Source organism: Sphingobium agrisoli (assembly GCF_041877245.1).
GTDB lineage: Bacteria > Pseudomonadota > Alphaproteobacteria > Sphingomonadales > Sphingomonadaceae > Sphingobium.
Genome location: NZ_JBHDJI010000018.1, coordinates 1 through 16,303, shown reverse-complemented (window position 1 = coordinate 16,303; position 16,303 = coordinate 1). Strand labels below are relative to the sequence as shown.

Annotated in this window: 13 protein-coding genes and 1 pseudogene; 8 read left to right on the top strand and 6 right to left on the bottom strand. The window is 61.4% G+C overall.

Annotated features, from left to right (window positions below; all coding sequences use genetic code 11):
* Positions 1-15: 15 nt before the first annotated feature.
* Positions 16-1,095 carry a DUF4238 domain-containing protein gene (locus ACETPF_RS19785; protein ID WP_373936327.1) on the top strand — a complete coding sequence of 360 codons (1,080 nt, stop codon included), beginning with the start codon at positions 16-18 and terminating at the stop codon, positions 1,093-1,095.
* Here ACETPF_RS19785 and ACETPF_RS19780 read toward each other — a convergent pair.
* Positions 1,090-1,980, bottom strand: coding sequence for a hypothetical protein (locus tag ACETPF_RS19780; protein WP_373936326.1), 891 nt, complete (start codon positions 1,978-1,980; stop codon positions 1,090-1,092). The genes ACETPF_RS19785 and ACETPF_RS19780 overlap by 6 nt on opposite strands.
* A gap of 120 nt (positions 1,981-2,100) precedes the next feature.
* Here ACETPF_RS19780 and ACETPF_RS19775 point away from each other — a divergent pair, with 120 nt between their 5' ends.
* The 3 genes from ACETPF_RS19775 to ACETPF_RS19765 all read left to right on the top strand — a co-directional run bounded on the left by ACETPF_RS19775 (position 2,101) and on the right by ACETPF_RS19765 (position 9,504).
* Positions 2,101-7,233, top strand: coding sequence for an NACHT domain-containing protein (locus ACETPF_RS19775; protein ID WP_373936325.1), 5,133 nt, complete (start codon positions 2,101-2,103; stop codon positions 7,231-7,233).
* A 209-nt stretch (positions 7,234-7,442) separates the two neighbouring features.
* On the top strand, positions 7,443-8,477 hold the full coding sequence (locus tag ACETPF_RS19770) for a hypothetical protein (protein WP_373936324.1): 1,035 nt from the start codon (positions 7,443-7,445) through the stop codon (positions 8,475-8,477).
* 157 nt (positions 8,478-8,634) lie between these two features.
* On the top strand, positions 8,635-9,504 hold the full coding sequence (locus tag ACETPF_RS19765; protein WP_373936323.1) for a hypothetical protein: 870 nt from the start codon (positions 8,635-8,637) through the stop codon (positions 9,502-9,504).
* Positions 9,505-9,725: 221 nt separating this feature from the next.
* Here ACETPF_RS19765 and ACETPF_RS19760 read toward each other — a convergent pair whose 3' ends face one another.
* The 3 genes from ACETPF_RS19760 to ACETPF_RS19750 are packed head-to-tail and all read right to left on the bottom strand — an operon-like array spanning position 9,726 to position 12,507.
* Entirely contained in the window at positions 9,726-10,841 is a 1,116-nt protein-coding gene (locus ACETPF_RS19760) for an NAD(P)/FAD-dependent oxidoreductase (protein WP_373936322.1), read from the bottom strand.
* Complete coding sequence (locus ACETPF_RS19755) at positions 10,838-12,181, bottom strand: FAD-dependent oxidoreductase (protein ID WP_373936363.1); 1,344 nt, start codon at positions 12,179-12,181, stop codon at positions 10,838-10,840. The genes ACETPF_RS19760 and ACETPF_RS19755 overlap by 4 nt, the downstream gene beginning before the upstream one ends.
* 14 nt (positions 12,182-12,195) lie before the next feature.
* A complete protein-coding gene (locus ACETPF_RS19750) occupies positions 12,196-12,507 on the bottom strand; it encodes a (2Fe-2S)-binding protein (protein WP_373936321.1) in 312 nt (103 codons plus the stop codon).
* A 174-nt stretch (positions 12,508-12,681) separates the two neighbouring features.
* Between ACETPF_RS19750 and ACETPF_RS19745 the strand changes: the two genes are divergently transcribed.
* The 3 genes from ACETPF_RS19745 (at position 12,682) to ACETPF_RS19735 (ending at position 14,515) form a co-directional block, all read left to right on the top strand.
* The gene (locus ACETPF_RS19745) at positions 12,682-13,590 is read left to right on the top strand and encodes a LysR substrate-binding domain-containing protein (RefSeq protein ID WP_373936320.1); all 909 of its coding nucleotides are present in this window, start codon (positions 12,682-12,684) and stop codon (positions 13,588-13,590) included.
* A 141-nt stretch (positions 13,591-13,731) separates the two neighbouring features.
* Positions 13,732-14,091, top strand: coding sequence for a RidA family protein (locus ACETPF_RS19740; RefSeq protein ID WP_373936319.1), 360 nt, complete (start codon positions 13,732-13,734; stop codon positions 14,089-14,091).
* 10 nt (positions 14,092-14,101) lie between these two features.
* Positions 14,102-14,515: a hypothetical protein gene (locus tag ACETPF_RS19735; RefSeq protein ID WP_373936318.1), complete on the top strand. Its 414-nt coding sequence runs from the start codon at positions 14,102-14,104 to the stop codon at positions 14,513-14,515.
* A gap of 31 nt (positions 14,516-14,546) precedes the next feature.
* Here the strand turns inward: ACETPF_RS19735 and ACETPF_RS19730 are convergent, their stop codons facing one another.
* Together ACETPF_RS19730 and maiA are read right to left on the bottom strand one after the other, a co-directional pair.
* Complete coding sequence (locus tag ACETPF_RS19730; protein ID WP_373936317.1) at positions 14,547-15,017, bottom strand: Lrp/AsnC family transcriptional regulator; 471 nt, start codon at positions 15,015-15,017, stop codon at positions 14,547-14,549.
* A complete protein-coding gene (maiA, locus tag ACETPF_RS19725; protein WP_373936362.1) occupies positions 15,014-15,658 on the bottom strand; it encodes a maleylacetoacetate isomerase in 645 nt (214 codons plus the stop codon). The genes ACETPF_RS19730 and maiA overlap by 4 nt, the downstream gene beginning before the upstream one ends.
* A 185-nt stretch (positions 15,659-15,843) precedes the next feature.
* On the opposite strand from maiA, the pseudogene ACETPF_RS19720 reads away from it, so the two are divergent.
* Positions 15,844-16,212 (top strand): annotated as a pseudogene (locus ACETPF_RS19720) (phenylalanine 4-monooxygenase); the annotation flags it as partial.
* Positions 16,213-16,303: the final 91 nt, after the last annotated feature.

Below are 16,303 nucleotides of genomic sequence, written 5' to 3'. Positions count from 1 at the left end.
TAGTCCGACGCGCGCATGCCCCAAAACAAGAGCCATCATTATGTGCCGCAGATGTACATGCGCTTGTTCGCACGCGAGGGTGACAACCGGATCGGCGTCTTCGTCATCGACCGTCGCAAGTTCATTCCTGGCGCGCCGATCAAAGGTCAGGCGTGCCGCGACTATTTCTACGGCAAGGATGGCCGCACCGAGCGAGCTCTCGGAGATATCGAGGGGCACGCTGCCCGGATCTTCGGCGTGGTCGGTCGCGACAGGCGGTTGCCTGCAGCATGCAGCCAGGATCATGAATGGCTGATCTTCTATATCGGCATGCAGCACGCCCGCACGGTCGGCGCGGCCGAGCAGCACAATGAGGGCTCGGAGAAGGTCGCCAAGTCAATCCTGCGCACGAAGGCGGAGCTCGAAGGGAATAGCGCGATCGTTGAAGCGCTCGATCGCGTGCGCATCAGGCGGACGAACGCGGTGTCCGAGCTGATGGGCTATACGACAATCGGCGCCAGCCTGCTCGCTGACTTGAAGCTTGTGCTGGTCGAAAATTGCGCCGCGGTCCCGTTCATCGCCTCCGACACGCCGGTGGTCTTCCACAACCGGCTCTATGAAGGTCAACACATCGGCGTGACGGGATACGCCAATGTTGGGCTGCAGCTGTTCCTGCCGCTCGGACCACGGCTCGCGCTGTTCGGTTTCGACGCAGCCGCCTATGAAGTCGCGGCCGATGCGCGGGGAGTCGTCCAGCTCGATGATCCTTCCGACGTCGAGCTCATCAACGACCTTCAGTGGGAGGCCGCGCATGCCGTCCTGCTTACTGCGCCCGACATGCCCGAGCCGCTCCTGCAAGCCTCTGCTACGGCATGGGCGGCACTACGGCAGCGGGAGCGTACCATCTTTCGCGAGGCGGTCGTCGAGCAATCGGACGACGAGATGCGCACGCGCCACGGATCGGGCGCGGCACCGTCGGCGGTCATGCTCGATCTTTCGTTCGTGCGCTGCATCCTGCCCCAGCCAGAGCCGCTCGGCGCCTGGGACATTCCGCCATTTCGCGAGGCCGACCGTGTTGCGCGCGTCGATCGCATGTTCGGACAGATGGAGCTATGACGCGCCGCTCCGGTCGCTCGCGAAACGGACATTGTCACGGAGCGGGATGCCCAGCCGATTGGCGACGCTGATGACATCATCGGATGCCGGTCCACCTAGTATCAGGAGGACGCGCGTTTCTACAGCTTCATCGGCAAGGGCGGCTTCGGCCGCCAGCACCGCCTGATATTTGAGGCACTGGAAGACGCCGCGCAGCATGTCGCCTTCCGGCGCATGAAAAGGCTTTACCTCGACCGCGAGACGCAGACTGCGCCGTTCGAAGACTATGTCGATCCTGTCGCCCGAAGCGGTCGGCCATTCGACCGTGCCGTTCGGGCTGCCCTGCGCCAGCCCGGCGACATGGGGATTCTCGCTGACATAGGTTTTGAGCGCCAAATGATCCGGCCCCTCGCCGCCTCTGCCACGCGCCTGGCGGGCTTTTTCGACGGCATCGGCCAACGCGTCGCCATCGAGAGGGATCTCAAGCAGCTCGCACAGTTCTGGCCAATGGGCATAGGCATGCGCCTGCGCATAGACCGCCTTCAGAACGGCGAGCTTTTCAGTATTGGTTTCGGCGCTCTGGTATAGGTCGGAGAGAAACCCATCGATGCCGCGGCCCGGCAGGCCGGTAATGTCGTTGACGATCAGCGCGTGCAGCGGCGGCGGGCATCGCCGGGTCCAGCCGCGGCGATCCGCCACCGCGCTCAGCGTGTAGCCGATATAGCCCGCGATATGATGTACGGCGCGGTGGTGAACGCCAAGTTCGCGCGCGACGTCGCCATAAGTAATCGGCTTTTCGAGCCGAGCCTGGCGGATGAGGATGGGAAGAAGCTCGACCATCCGGGCCGACGACTTGTCGCCCTTGTCGAGCCACGCGCGAATATTGGCCGTGTTCCTTCCCCCCAAGTGTAGCTGTCGAGGCGTAGATTACTCAAAACGGCGTGCGAAACCAGTCGAGTTGGAACCATGCTTACGCTATTGGGAACGATGGGCGGTATCACAGCCGCGAAGAGATGATCGAGCGCAATGGACCAGGAGCCGGCCAAGGCCGCAAAGGTTGAGGAAGAAGGCTCTAGCCCGGTCGGGCGCGGGGGCGCTGGAACCTATATAGAGGGGGAACTCGGCGCTTTCTATCTTCTGCAGATGCTCGCCGGCAGTGAAGCGCGCGGTTTGCCGGACGCTCAGATCAATCGGGTTCAATTTCAGGGCGAGAGCGACGGCTATGCGCTTGACGATCTGATCGTTCATGGCGTGTCGGACAAGGGCAGCTCGATCCTTGAAATCCAGTCGAAGCGCACTGCGACATTCGCGCCCAAGGATCCAATCTTCAAGAGCATCTGCGAGCAGATCGCCCGCAGCGCGCCGGCGGAGCATCCGACCGACCGCCATCTGTTCGCGGCCGCGACGCAGCGGACCAGCTTCGCCATTTCCGGTCCCTATCAGGACGTGCTCGAATGGGCCCGCACGAGCAAGACCGGCAACGATTTCTTCGCACGGCTGACGCTCAAGGGCGTCGCCAGCGAGCCGATGCGCAGCTTCGCACAGGCCTTTCGGACTCATCTTGTCGCGAACGGGATCGCCGCCGACGACGAAGTCATCTGGAACATCATTCGCCGGTTCCTGATCCTGGAGTTTGATTTCGAGTCCGGGGCGCCGCAGGCGCGGGCCCATGCCTTAACGATCGCCGCCCAAATTCTTGCGCCAGAGGATGCGGACCGGATCACCGCGCTCTGGAGCAATCTCATCGAGCTGGTCATCCAAACGGGCAAGGCCGGCGGTTCGATCACGCGCGACGCGCTGACCGCGACCTTGAAGTCGCGGGGTTTCCGCTTGGCGGGTAATCGCGACTTCGCACTTGCGCGCGCGCGCCTTGGCGAGATGACACGCCATGCCCTGGCGGACATCGGGACGAGCGTCGGCGGCACCACCCTGCCGCGCCTTGGCGCTTTGGCCGCAGTGGAGGAAGCGCGCGACGCGCATCGCCTCATCGAGATCACCGGCAAGCCGGGCGTCGGCAAATCCTGGGTCCTGCGCCATCTTGCGGAACGTCAGGCGCGCGAGGGGCATGTGATCGTCCTCGATCCTATCGGGACACCCGATGGTGGCTGGGCCGCGCTCGGCCAGCGCCTCGACGTGCCAGGTACCGCAAGGGAATTCCTCGGTGATATCGCGGCGAGCGGTGGCGGCGTGCTGTTTATCGACGGCGTTGAGATGTTCGCAACGGCGGAGCGGCGCCGCACCGTCAACGATGTGCTGCGCGAGGTCGCTGGCATTGAGGGCTTCTCTGTCGTCATCTCGACCAGGCCGGATCAGGGCGTCGAAGGCGGGAATTGGCTTGCCGACGATGCGCTGTCCGTGCTCGGCACCCCGCACCAGGTGATCGTTGGCGAGCTCGACGACCATGAGGTCGCGGTTCTTATTGCGCTTGCACCGGAATTGCGCGCGCTGCTGGCGGCCAACCATCCGGCCGCGGCCATTGCCCGCAATCTGTATCGGTTGACCCAGCTGCTCAAGGTACCAAGTAGCGTCGATATCCGCACCGAGGCGGCGCTCGCCGACCATTGGTGGCAAAGTGCTGACGGCGCGAAGCCGGAAGATGTGCGCGCAGCGCAGCGTATCCTGGCCGACCTCGCCGAAGCGGCGCTCGCCGGCCGCGACACGATCGACGCCACGAAGGACTCGCCGGCGCGCGATCACCTGCTACGCAGCCTGACCTTGAACGAGCCGAAGCGGGACAAGCTCGCATTCTACCATGACGTTTTGCGTGATTGGGCGATCGGTGCGCGTCTCAACGAAGACCTGTCGCTGCTCGATGGTCTGGATCTCACGGTTCCGCCGTCGCCTGGCGTCGCGCGCGGCATCGAGTTTGCGGGCCGGTTCGCCCTTGAAAAGGGCACGGATGGTTCGGACTGGCAGGCCTTGCTTGCGGCCCTGTCTCGCACCGGCGCCCATGATGCGTGGCGGCGGCAAGCTCTCTTGGCGATCGTAAGGTCGGAGCTCTCGGCCGAACTGCTCGCGCGGTGCAGCGCAGCGTTGCTGGCGCAGGGCGGCGCACTGCTTGTCGAGCTCTGTACCGCGATCACCGCGGTCGAGACCATGTCGACCGCTGCGTTGTTTGCGCAGATGCGGACTGCTGGTGTCAACGTCCCCGAAGGACAGACGTCGCTTCGCGCCGCGACTTCGCCCTCGGCGCCCGCGGCCCTGAGGTGGTGTTTCGCCCATGAAGCGGAAATCCCGATTCAGGCGATCGGCGCTGTCGTCAAGCTGGTCGAGATCCAATTTTTCCTGGCGATGACCGTCTCCGCCTATGGGCAGGCGGCAGCCAGGATGCTGTTCAAATGGCTGATCCAGCTCGATCTGCGGAACACGGCGATCACCATCCCGTCGCCTGCCGACGTGCCGAGGCTCGAAGGGCAGGTGCGCCAGCGGATGATCGAAGATCTTCGGGCGATGACGCTTCTGCTCGCGGCCAATGCCCCGGAGGAGGCAAAAGCTTATCTGGCGGCCGCGGTGGAAGAAAACGACTATTACAAGGCGAAGGAAATCCGGCCTTTCAGCAGCGCGCTGGCAAAGGTGGCTCCGGCCGAACTTGCCGCGTTGATCGTGGCCAGCCTGATCGAGCGGCCGCGAAAAGGCCGTTCGCGCCGCGATTCCATGGGCCGCGTACTAAGCTTCGCCGACACCGACTATATGCCGCCATCGCCGGCGCAGCCGCCGTTTCTCGATCTTCTCGACGCCGATCCCGAAATCGGCCTCGCGCTCATTCGGAAGCTCGTCGCGGCGGCAGTAGATGGTCACGCTGAAGGCAAGACGACGCAGACCAACGGCTACACGATCATATTCGATGGAAAGCGGCGCTTTATCCCGTGGGTCCAGACCTACTTCTGGCCCCGTGGCCAGGCCCGTGAATATTCGGCGGCATCGGGGCTCATGGCGCTTGAGGCATGGTCGCAGGAGCGGCTCGACAAGGGCGAGGATATCCAGGCGGTTCTGCGCGACATCCTCGGGCCGGAGGGGAGTTGCGCCGCTTATCTGATGATCGCGGTCGATGTTCTCCTGTCCCATTGGCCCGCGACGCGAGATGCGCTGGTTCCGTTCATGGCCAATCCGGACCTGCTCGCCAACGACCGCGTGCGCTCGACGCATGGAGCATTGGGGCTCATGCTGTTCGGACAAAAAGAGCCGAACGGTCGGATCAGGCTGGGGGACCTTGCGAAACGCCTGTCGCGCCAGATCATGCTCGAGCAGCTCGTTCCGTACTATCTGGCCGACGATGAGGCCGGACGCAACCTGCGCGCGCTGCTCAAGTCCGCCGTCGACGCGCTCGAACCCTTTGGCGACAATGCAAGTTTCAGTGATCCAGCGTTCATGGGGACCTATGTCCTCAACATGCTCGACATCGCCAATTGGGTCGAGGTGGAGGGCGGTCTCGGCTATACGTCGCCGCCGGTCGAGGCCGATCATCTCGCAAGGCTCGAAGCCAGGCGCCAGGTGCTCGTCAATTCGAGCAATACCGAAGCGAAGATCCAGCTAGCGACGAACGATCCCACCAAGGGTTCGGCAGAGGTGGCGCGCGAGGCCGTGGTCTATGCGGGGGGCGATCTCCCCGATGGCACCGACACCGATTATCTCAAGTCGCGGTCGACCCGCCTGATCGCGACCGCGATGCTGGTCGCACGCGACGGCGACGATGCACTTCTCGATGAGCACGAAGGCTGGGTACGGACCGTCATCGCCGAGGCCTTGAAGGAAGAGGTCGATCCCTATGGCTCGAGCGAAACGCTCGGCTTCAATCGCCCCGGCATGGGCATCTGCGCCCTGATCCACCTCTGGCATCGGCGCAGGCTAACGCCGGATCGCGATGCCCTGGTGGCGGCTGCCGCCCGCGGCGACCGGGCGGCGGTTCCCGCCTTCGCTGCTGGGCGGGCCTGCATTGACGAGACGGATCCGCGCCTCCTCAAGTCCGCCATTCGGATCGCGTTCGCCACCCGGCGATGGCGATGGGCTCCCTATGACGAAGATACTGCCGACGAGGCTGCCTATGAGGCCGAGAAGGCATGCATTGCCGGCGACGTCATTGCCGCAGAGATCACCTGGCTCGAGGGCGGGTCGGAGCCCGAATGGCCCGTCCTTCCTGACGATGAGCCATCGCTGCGCAATCGGCCGCGTGTGATCCTCTCTCGCGACCGGGCCCGCACAGAGTTCGAGAGGGATGAAGACGAATGGGCGCCGGAGCCGAAGAAGGCCTCCATCCATGTCGATGCCCAAGGCATTGCGAATTGGCTCGCGCTCCTCAATACCGACGGGCATCCGAGACCGGCCTGGTACGAGCAGATCGTCGACGCCTATGCGCCGTGGTCGGCGCGGCTGAACGCGCATGGCTATCCCGCGGACGCCGAATTGGATCGGACCCCCGACGACTGGAACAGCCAATTCTATCTGCTGACCGCTGCGGTCATCATGGACGTGACTCCGGAGCGGCTTGGCTCCATCCTGACACCGATACTCGAACTCCCGGACCGATCGTTCTGCGACGTCGCCGACACGCTCACGCGAGCCGCCGATGCGGCTTATTTCAATGAGCGGGCTCGTCCGGCCGATCGTCTATGCGAGATACGGCGGCAGTTGATCACCCGAACCATGGCACTGGATCGCTGGTCTTGGGATCGCAGACCCGGGGATTTCGGCATCGACTTCGAATCTGGTCCCACAATCGGCGTCATGTTGATGAACGAATATAATCTGGTTTCGAGCGCCAGGAGCTATCTAGTACCGGCTATATTCGACCGGATCGATCCGGTGCTAGAGACGCTGCGACCGATGTTGTCAGGTGGGCCAACGGCATTTATCGCGCTCTGCACGATGAATACCCTCATGGTGGCACCCCGATCACGGCACCTCGACTTTCTCCTGTTTGCGGTTGAAACATGGCTTTCGGCGACGGGCGGAGAGCGGGCCATTTGGCACGAGCTTTCGATCGGCCGGAAGGTCGCAGAATGGTTAGAATCGGTGTCACTCGATGATCCGACTCTCTACAACCGCGATCACGCCGAGCGCGGCCGGATCGACACGATGCTTGGACGACTGATCAGCCTTGGAGTGTCAGAAGCCCATGAGCTGGAACTAAAAGTCAAAGTTGAGCGAGGTGGCTTAACCTAGGCCCTCTAGAAGGCTTATGAACCGCCAACGACATGATGGCGGCAACACGGGTTTACCTCTATCCATGACGCATGGAGAGATCAGATCAGGACAGTAGGCAGCCAGCGTCGGAGCCCGTCGTCGGGGTAGATCTTAGGCCAGACGAGTCGATTCAGAAGATCCTGATCTCGAGTGCATCACGCTTCACCGGCGAGTTCTCTTCACCTAATTTGCTCATCACGCACGCGTGGCCGCCCTTTCATGCGGGGCGGCGCGATTGGTTTCGCGAGGATACACCACTTTCGCGGACGGCCCTCGTGCTCTCTTTCAGAACGGTGCGGTCGCCCAAACTGCCCGGGTTTGTCGTTCCCAACTACGAGGCAGCGGGCCAAATTGTCGCTGCGGTGCTCAGCGTGCTTTTCGGCAAGAAGTTCGAAACCCACGGCCCCTTGGAAATGTCGGGAAGCTTCGGCGTTCCCGATCTCTCCACATTTGCGGTGCCGAACAATCCGTCTCTCCCGCACATCGGCTCCAACTTGCGGGCCGACCATCCTGTGCCGCTCGAGATCTCGGAAGCCCGTAGAATGCAGATGCTCTTTCTTGGCGATCATCCGGACGCAGCGGCACGATCGGCGTTCATGGCAGCCGCGCGTTTTTATCAGCGCGCGCTCCAGGCGATCGAGGACGATCCAGAGGTTGCTTATCTCCATCTGATCACCGCGGGAGAGATCATCGCCAACCACAAGCCCTTCGTTGAGGCAGAGCATCTCGACGAGCAGACGCGAACGGCGCTCGAGCGGATTGAACAGGAGATGGAGGGTGGGAAAGCATTGGCCTCTCAGCTTCGCGGGAAGCTGCGCGGCATCAAGCGGCGGTTCGTGTCAGCGATAGCGTCCTACATCGATCCGGGCTTCTTCGAACGGACCGAGGCGACTGATGCATTCTCCGCCTTTCGCGCCGACAATTTCTCCCAGCGGCTCGGCGCAGCTTATGACTTGCGCAGCAAGTCGGTTCATACCGGCAGACCGTTCGGCACTTGGATTGCGGCGAGAAATGATGGTGCGGAGGTGCAGCATGGTCAGCCGGTCATTGAGGAAGACAAGGAGCTTGCTAAGATCTTGTATAGAGCTCCCACTTTCGTTGGGCTTGAGCGAGTGCTTCGTTACGCACTGATCGGATTTGCCCAAGAACTTGGTGCAGAGATGTCGGACATCGGAAAAGGAGGTTCCGAAGGCGAGGATACAGAGCGGCCAGCAGACCAGTAAAAGCTGGCCTTGCATCGTGGGTTCGAACACCATGACCTCCGTCGTATCGGCTCGCAATCATTGATAATCCCTTTGTTTTTTCAGAGAATTTCATCGTGCCACGGGGCAGTGACAGATGGACCATGTTTGCCCCGATCCTCCATGCTATTTAAGCTAAATGATCGACCTGCGTGACAGCATCGCCACCATCCGAGCACAACTCGAAGAAGGTTCCTCGCGCAACCTGACCTACGCTGCGTTGGAGTGTCGGCTCGCCTTAGAGCGAATTTGTTATGAGCGGCTGCGCGCCATGCATGACTATATCTCGCATGACGAGATCCGCTGGCAGCCGGCTCGCGTGATCAAAATACTGACTGAGGGCGTCGATCCCCATGTGGCTGACACCTACACGCTCTCGATGAGCCGCCATCCATTGCCAAATGGCCTCGAGCCGACACGGGAAGATTACGACGCGCAGGAATATATCAAGATTGGCACCCAGGTCGGCTTCAAGGCGAACTATGTTCAGAAGCTCTGGAACGCCCTCTCGAACGTGGCGCTGCACGCCAATTTGCCAGTCAACAAGGCGGATCAGGTCGAGGCATATGGAAACGCCGCCAAAATCAGAAAGCAGGTCGAAGTAGCGCTAGCCGAGATCGAGCGCATCGCAACCAGCACGATGATCTCCACGGGGCTTGGTAAAGAGGTCAAGTTCGAGTGCCTGTGCGGCGCGACCAACAAGCGCCGGATGCAATGCCTTCCAGAGGGCAAGATCGTCAGCTGCATTAATCCGGAATGCGCCGAGACATGGGACGTCGAGATCAGTGATGGCGAATATGAGTTCGCCAGACGTGGGCACGACTTGGAATGCCTGTGCGGAAGGACGCACTTCGTGACCGCCGCCTCGATTGAAAAAATGGCCAGGCACGAGTGGGGCACCATTCCCTGCGACTGTGGCGGGAAGCTGCTGCTCCGCTGGTCCCTAAACTATGCGAAGGTGCCACCCGATTCAGAGCAGGCGGCGCCGAGCGAAGCCGCGGAGGGATAAGGATTTCTTGGAGTATATGACAGCTTCCAAGCGCGCTAACCGACCGGCAGGTGCTGGCATAATCAGTCCCTCACTGGCGACACCGCGAATGGCCGCTTTGCCCCAATTCACGTCGGACCTTTGCCCCAAAAAGCTAAACAGACGTCATCGATCGACACTCACGAGGCCGCCCGCATTGAGTGCCAGATGCTCTCAAAAACGATCACGGCTCCCGGCCCTGATCACAACATCAACCTGGTTGGTGCCAAACCGCTCACGTCAACTCGGCTTTTCCCGTCCAGCAAAAGCTCAGCAGTCGCAACGCCTAGGGCGGGAACCAGCTGAAAACCATGACCGCTGAACCCGAACAAATGCATGAGGCCGGGCACAGAGGGCGACAAGCCTGCAATGGCGACGTTGTCCCGGGTCTTCGCCTCGAGCCCGGCCCAAGTACGAGAAATCCTTACCCCTCGTACACCGGGGAACAACTGCGTGGCGGCAGCAGCGGATTTCGCGAGCAGTGCTACATCGACATGCGACGCTTCATTGGCAAGGTCGGGGCGACCCTGCTGCCCTCCGCCAATCAGAAGGGTGCCTTGGTTGCTTTGCTTGAACGACAGCTTCCGCCGCATCGAGATGACAGTCGGCTTGATGAAGGGGGCCACGCGCTCCGTGACGATCATCATGGAGGCCTTGGTGTCTATTGGAATGGCGTCGCCGGCCATGCTGGCGATCTGACCCGCCCAGGCCCCGGCTGCGTTCACCAGCATAGGGGCCTGAAACAGGGAGCTTTCATTTCCGACGAGCCAAAGGCCTTCGAGCCGGTCAACCTGGGTGACGGCGACACCCTCCCGGACATCAATGCCGGCAGCAATGGCAGCTCTCAAGAATGCGGCCAAGGTTCGATGGGGATCGGCAGCGCCATCGCGTGGCGCGAAGGCAGCCCCGACATAGAAGGGTGCGAGAGCCGGTACGATTTCCCTGATTTCGTCGGGCGAGACGATGGTTTCGTGGTCAAAGCCGTCAGACTGCAAACCTCGGACCCGATCTCGAAGCTGGTCGAGCTCCTCCTCGGTTTCGGCGAGCTGCAATTGCCCATCGCCATGAAAGCCGCAATCGTCCCCGACGAGATCGATCATCTCATGCCACATATCCATGGCGGCCAAGGAGATCGGCAATTCGGCGCGCGAACGATTGAGTGTCCGAACTCCGGCGGCGGAAGCGCCTGAAGAGTGTCGACCCACGCGCGAACGCTCGAGAACGACCACACGGCACCCGCGCCGCGCGAGCTGTAGACCTGCGGACAGACCGTGCAGCCCTCCACCGATAACGATGGCATCTGCGGTTTCGAGGCTCATGCCGATTGCGCCTCCAGGCTGGCAAGCTCGCCTAGCGTGAGCGGCTTCAAAGGAGGCCGCACGCGCAGGAACCCTGCATCCTCGGGTGGGCCTCCGTGCAACTCCCTGATCAGCCTGTGAATTGTATAGCCGCATTGACGTCCTTGGCACGGCCCCATGCCAGCTCGCGTAATCATCTTGACGCCGTCCGCTCCCAGGTGGGGGCGCCCGCTCAAGACCTCCCGCACTTGTGAGGCGGTCACCTCCTCGCATCGGCAGACCATGGTATCGTCGGGAAGATCGAGATCCACCGGCGGGTAGAGCGTATCGATCAGGCGTCGGAAGCCTCGCGCATCATTCAACACCCGCGTCAGCCTGGCGGCTGAACGGGCCACCTCCTCGCCTGGCAGGAGACCAGCCGCGTGGGCAATCCCGAGGGCGGCAAGACGCCCTGACAGGAAGGCGGCACGGGCTCCATTGATAGCGGCGCCATCGCCCGCGACAAAAAGATCAGGCTGAGAAGTCCGACCGAATTCGTCACAAGCCGGTTCAAGACATTGCTGGTCAGCGTTCCAACGGTGGGAACAGCCGGCCGACAATGTTGCGTGGATCGCCGGAACGACACCGTTGTGGATCAAAAGGAGATTGGCGCCCACCTCATCTGCCACACCATTCGCAGTCCTGTAGCGAATGCTTGAAAGGGTCGGGTCCCCCACAGCCTCAAGTCCAACGATGTGCCGGATTACCCTCACCCCGCGCATTTGCACGAGCCAGTTCAAGCCGCGCGCCATGTCCCGCCAGCCATATCGCAGGGCGCCGTAAACCTTGCCCCTGGCTTGCCAGACCCGACCCTTGGGCGTGGTGTCGAGCAGACCCGCAATCGAACCGCCTGCGTCAAGAAGCTGGCGTGCGTACAGCAGCAGGAGCGGTCCGCTGCCAGCGAGCCATACCGGTTCTCGTGGGACCTGGGCTGCTGTTTTGAGAAGGATCTGAGCCGCTCCGATTGTCATGACACCGGGCCGCTCCCAACCCGGGAACGGCATCGGGCGCTCCTGCGCGCCCACCGCGAGCAAAACGAAATCCGCTTCCAGCACACGAGCTTGCCCGGCGTGCGTGACGAATACCTTTGCACCACTTTCGATCTGCCACGCCTCCGTTGCAGACAGATAAGTGCCCCCGCTCTCCCGAAAATGCCTGGCCAATGTCGCCCCAGACCTGTCTTCACGGCCGTGGGGCTGGCGGGTCTCGATGCCCGCGAAAATCCGCCCCCCCGGCGACGGCTGGTCATCAATCACCGTGACTTCGCATCGAAGCCGCCGCAACTCGACCGCCGCAGACATTCCAGCCGGTCCCGCTCCCACTATGACAACTTTGCTCACGCGGCATGCTCCCGAGAGGGATTCGGGCGCGTCATCTGGCGACGTATTTCCATTCCTTCCTGCGCAAAGGTCATGCAACTGCGCGTGGAAGGTCTGCCATCGATCTCGACGAGGCAGTCGAAGCAGGCACCCATCATGCAAAAGGGGGCCCGAACCGCGCCGCTGATCGGCGTCCGACGAACCCCGTTGTCACTCAAGCGAAGAAGAATGGCAGCGACAGGTTCCCCACGATCTACGCTGTGGACCTCGCCATCCACCCTGACATTCACCTTGGCCTGCTCTCGCTCGCCGCCAATCTTGCGATACATTCTGCTGCTCCCGGCAGGATCTTTGGCCGTCGGAAATGGTCCGCGGATTGCAGAACGTCAAAGATCGCTTTATGCGAGATGTATTCTTTGGAGTTATACCCGTGCATGTGGCGTGGGCGTCGCCGGCTTTTTCGGGACGGATCGGCTTGCCACGCTTTAGACGAGGAGCAGAGGATGCCGAGGCACATCAACTTGCGGCAGATCGAGGCGTTCAAGGCCGTCATCGAGAACGGTACCGTCAGCCGCGCCTCGGAAGTCCTGAATATCTCGCAACCCGCTCTCAGCAAACTGATTGCCCATCTCGAATTCGACACGGCCCTCCGCTTGTTCGATCGGGTAAAGGGTAGGCTCGCCCCGACCGAGCAGGCTATGCGCCTGTATGACGAAGTTGGGAGGATCTTTTCCGGTGTTCGTCAGGTCGAAAATGCAGTCGAAGCCATCCGCCGCGAGGAACAGGGGCGTCTCGCCATCGGTGTCCTTCCGGCCTTGGCCAACACCTTTATCCAGCGCGTGACAACGCCGTTCCTGCAGGAGCGCAGAAACGTGTTCTGCACTGTACAGGCGCTTGGATCACAATGGATAGTCGAGTGGCTGGTCTCGCGGAAGCTCGATGTCGGCCTGGTCAGCGCACGGGTTGATAACCCCTACATCACCCTCGAACCGATCCTCGATCAGGATCTGATTTGCATCATGCCCAAAGACCACCCCCTAGCGGGCAAGACGTCGGTCGAGCCCGCCGATTTCGACGATCATCCCTTCATATCGTTCGACTCGGACGTCTACGTTGCGCATTTGGTGAGCAACGTCTTTGCGAAGTATAAAGTAGAGCCTCAAACCGTGCTGGTCACGAACGCAGCGCCAACGATGTGCGAGTTCGTCGCAGCGGGACTTGGCATCGCGCTCATCCATCCACTGATGGTGAGCGGCCTTGAGGATCGCTTGACGATCAAGCGCTTCGAGCCGTCGATCCCTTATAATTTCCAGCTTTGCCGAAGCACGGACAGCCGCAACGCCCATATCGTCGAGGCTTTTGTAGAGGAGCTGCGGACCAAGGCATCGGCGCGGTATCAGGGCTTGGGGTGAGCCTCCCACCCGGCTCGTTGCCACCGACTAGCCCATAGCCTTCAAGAATAGCAGCCACGCCTTTCCGACTTGGACCCGATGCGCGCGAGGCCATAGCGTCGATCGGCGGCGACATGCGCCATGCATATTTTCGGAGCGGACATGAGCGACATCCTCAGACTGGTGACCAATTCCCGGCGGGGCCGGGCGGTGGGTTTCAACGGCATGCTTTTCCTGGGCGGTCAGGCTGCCGAGGACAGGTCCTCGGGCATTGAAGATCAGACACGACAGGTACTAGCAAAGATCGACCAGATTCTCGAAAGCGCAGGCGTCGACAAACGCCGTCTGTTGTCGGTGCAGATCTGGTTGCAGAACATTGAGCGCGATTTTGCCGGCATGAACGCCGTCTGGGATGATTGGGTCGATGTCGAGCATGCTCCCGCCCGCGCGACGGCGCAGTGTGAAATGGGCGCTGCCGATGTTCTAATCGAAATCATAGCGACGGCCGCGCTGCCGCAGTGAGTTCGAAATCATGACCCTCTCCGGCGGAACGGCAACTGCCGCAGCGCTCAGGCAACAATTCCTGTCCGTGATCGACGAACTCGAAGCAACCCTTCTTGCCTCGGCGCGCCTTGCCGACGACAGGGACAACGACAATCGGCAGGAGGGCATCAAACTCCGCCGGGTGATCGCAGAGAAACTGCTGATCGTCAGCCAACTTGGCCAAGCGGCGTTCAGGGATACCGATCAGAGCGCGACATTCCAGCGAAAGTTCTCGAGCATGAGGGCGATCCTCGCCCATCATCAGGCATCCTGGCCGATTGTTTCGATCGATTCCGCCGACCCCGGCTACATCGCATCGGTCCGCGAAATGCGTGAGGCGAACCGTGGCTTCATCATCTGGGTGCGCGATGCCGTTGCCGCCCTTCCTCGTTCGGTCGCTTGATCAATCATAGGTGCAAGCAGGCGCCATCGTGTCAAAGCGGTACGGCGGTCGTGTATTTGACCTGCGACAACGCGAAGTGAGACGCGCCGGTAGCGACCGAAGGGTGTCGCAGCACAGTCCGCATCAGGAAGCGGTTGTAGTCCTCTACGTCAGCAACCAGAATCCGCAAAAGATAGTCCCAGTCCCCTGACATCGAGTAGCATTCCATGATCTCGTCGCGCGACGCGATGAAGCTCTCGAACGCTTCCGTCGTCTCGATGGAATGGTTCTTGATCTTGATGTGGCAGATCACGTTGACGCCGCGGCCGAGCCGCGCTGCATCGACCAGCCGGACCTGCCGTCCCAGTACGCCATCGGCCTCCAGCGCACGCATCCGCCTCCAGCAGGAGGCTGTCGAAGCACCGACACGCTCGGCAAGCTCGGCATGGCTGATCGACGCGTCACGCTGCAGTTCATGTAGCAGCTTGCGGTCGATCGCATCGATCTTGCGTTCTTCGGTCATGCGTTCGCTCCATCGGCATCGGGCTGGTTTTTAGGCAACGCGCGGACAAATGCGTCGATCTCTCCGCATCGGCCGTCCACAGCCAGCAGTTCGGGAAAACCTGTCAGATCGACACCGAAGCGCCGCGCATTGTAGATTTGCGGAATCAGGCAACAGTCCGCAATCGTAGGCGTGTCGCCGAAACAGAAGTCCCGGCCATGATCGCGGACCATGACCTCTAGCGCAGCAAAGCCGTCCCTTATCCAGCGGGCAATCCAATCTTGCACCGCTTGGTCGGATGCGCCCATGTCCTTCCTGAGAGCCTGCAACACCCTCAAGTTGTTGAGCGGATGAATGTCGCACGCGATGGTCGAGGCCATCGTGCGCACGGTCGCGCGCTCCATCGCTCCGGCGGGCAACAGCGGCGGGGCGGGATGGGCTTCCTCCAGCCATTCCAGGATCGCAAGGCTCTGCGTGAGACTGCCGCAGTCGACCTCGAGCGCGGGCACAAGACCGAGAGGCGCAAGTCGGCGCAGCGCGGGCGATCCCTGCTCGCCTTTTCTCAGGTCGTAGCTCACTTGGTCATAAGCCAGCCCCTTGAGGTTCGCGGCGAGCCTGACGCGATACGAGGCCGAAGATCGCCAATAGCCATGAAGGGTCATCGTCATTGCTTCACTTTCCGCATTGTCATTTGTCGCCGACGGGCGCCGATCCACCACATTTTCGCACGAAGGGCATGATAAATTCAAATCCCCAATCAGCCAATGATGATGGTTTTGTTACAAACTAGGTCCAACACGCCTGATGATTGAAACGGATTTCCGATCCACCATGATATATTGCCATCATGGCAAACACAGACCCACTGCCGCCCGGTGCGGCCCCCGACTGGACCATTCCGCAGGATTGGACTTCATATACGGCGCAAGAGCATGCGATGTGGGATCGGCTGTTCGCCCGTCAGGCCGAGATGCTGCCCCACCGAGTTGTTCCCGCCTTTATGGAAGGGCTCGATGTCCTTCGCATGTCGAAGCCCGGCATTCCCGACTTCGACGAATTGAATGAACGGCTGCATCGCGCGACCGGCTGGCAGGTCGTCGCGGTGCCCGGCCTCGTCCCCGACGAAATGTTCTTCGAACACCTCGCCAATCGCCGCTTCGTTGCCGGCCGCTTCATCCGCACACCCGAGCAGCTCGATTATCTACAGGAGCCCGACTGGACTTGTAACGGTTTTGTGCCGGTCACTTGAGAGTTTAAGGCTCGTTCAAGGAGACCGACGAGATGATCAAGCATAGTGAAGAGTTCAA

Excerpts from the sequence above, each read along its gene's own strand:
- ACETPF_RS19785 (WP_373936327.1), top strand. The coding sequence starts at position 16 with ATGCCCCAAAACAAGAGCCATCATTATGTGCCGCAGATGTACATGCGC.
- ACETPF_RS19765 (WP_373936323.1), top strand. The coding sequence starts at position 8,635 with ATGATCGACCTGCGTGACAGCATCGCCACCATCCGAGCACAACTCGAA.
- ACETPF_RS19740 (WP_373936319.1), top strand. The coding sequence starts at position 13,732 with ATGAGCGACATCCTCAGACTGGTGACCAATTCCCGGCGGGGCCGGGCG.
- maiA (WP_373936362.1), bottom strand. The coding sequence starts at position 15,658 with ATGACCCTTCATGGCTATTGGCGATCTTCGGCCTCGTATCGCGTCAGG.
- ACETPF_RS19760 (WP_373936322.1), bottom strand. The coding sequence starts at position 10,841 with ATGAGCCTCGAAACCGCAGATGCCATCGTTATCGGTGGAGGGCTGCAC.
- ACETPF_RS19750 (WP_373936321.1), bottom strand. The coding sequence starts at position 12,507 with ATGTATCGCAAGATTGGCGGCGAGCGAGAGCAGGCCAAGGTGAATGTC.
- ACETPF_RS19775 (WP_373936325.1), top strand. The coding sequence starts at position 2,101 with ATGGACCAGGAGCCGGCCAAGGCCGCAAAGGTTGAGGAAGAAGGCTCT.
- ACETPF_RS19745 (WP_373936320.1), top strand. The coding sequence starts at position 12,682 with ATGCCGAGGCACATCAACTTGCGGCAGATCGAGGCGTTCAAGGCCGTC.
- ACETPF_RS19735 (WP_373936318.1), top strand. The coding sequence starts at position 14,102 with ATGACCCTCTCCGGCGGAACGGCAACTGCCGCAGCGCTCAGGCAACAA.
- ACETPF_RS19730 (WP_373936317.1), bottom strand. The coding sequence starts at position 15,017 with ATGACCGAAGAACGCAAGATCGATGCGATCGACCGCAAGCTGCTACAT.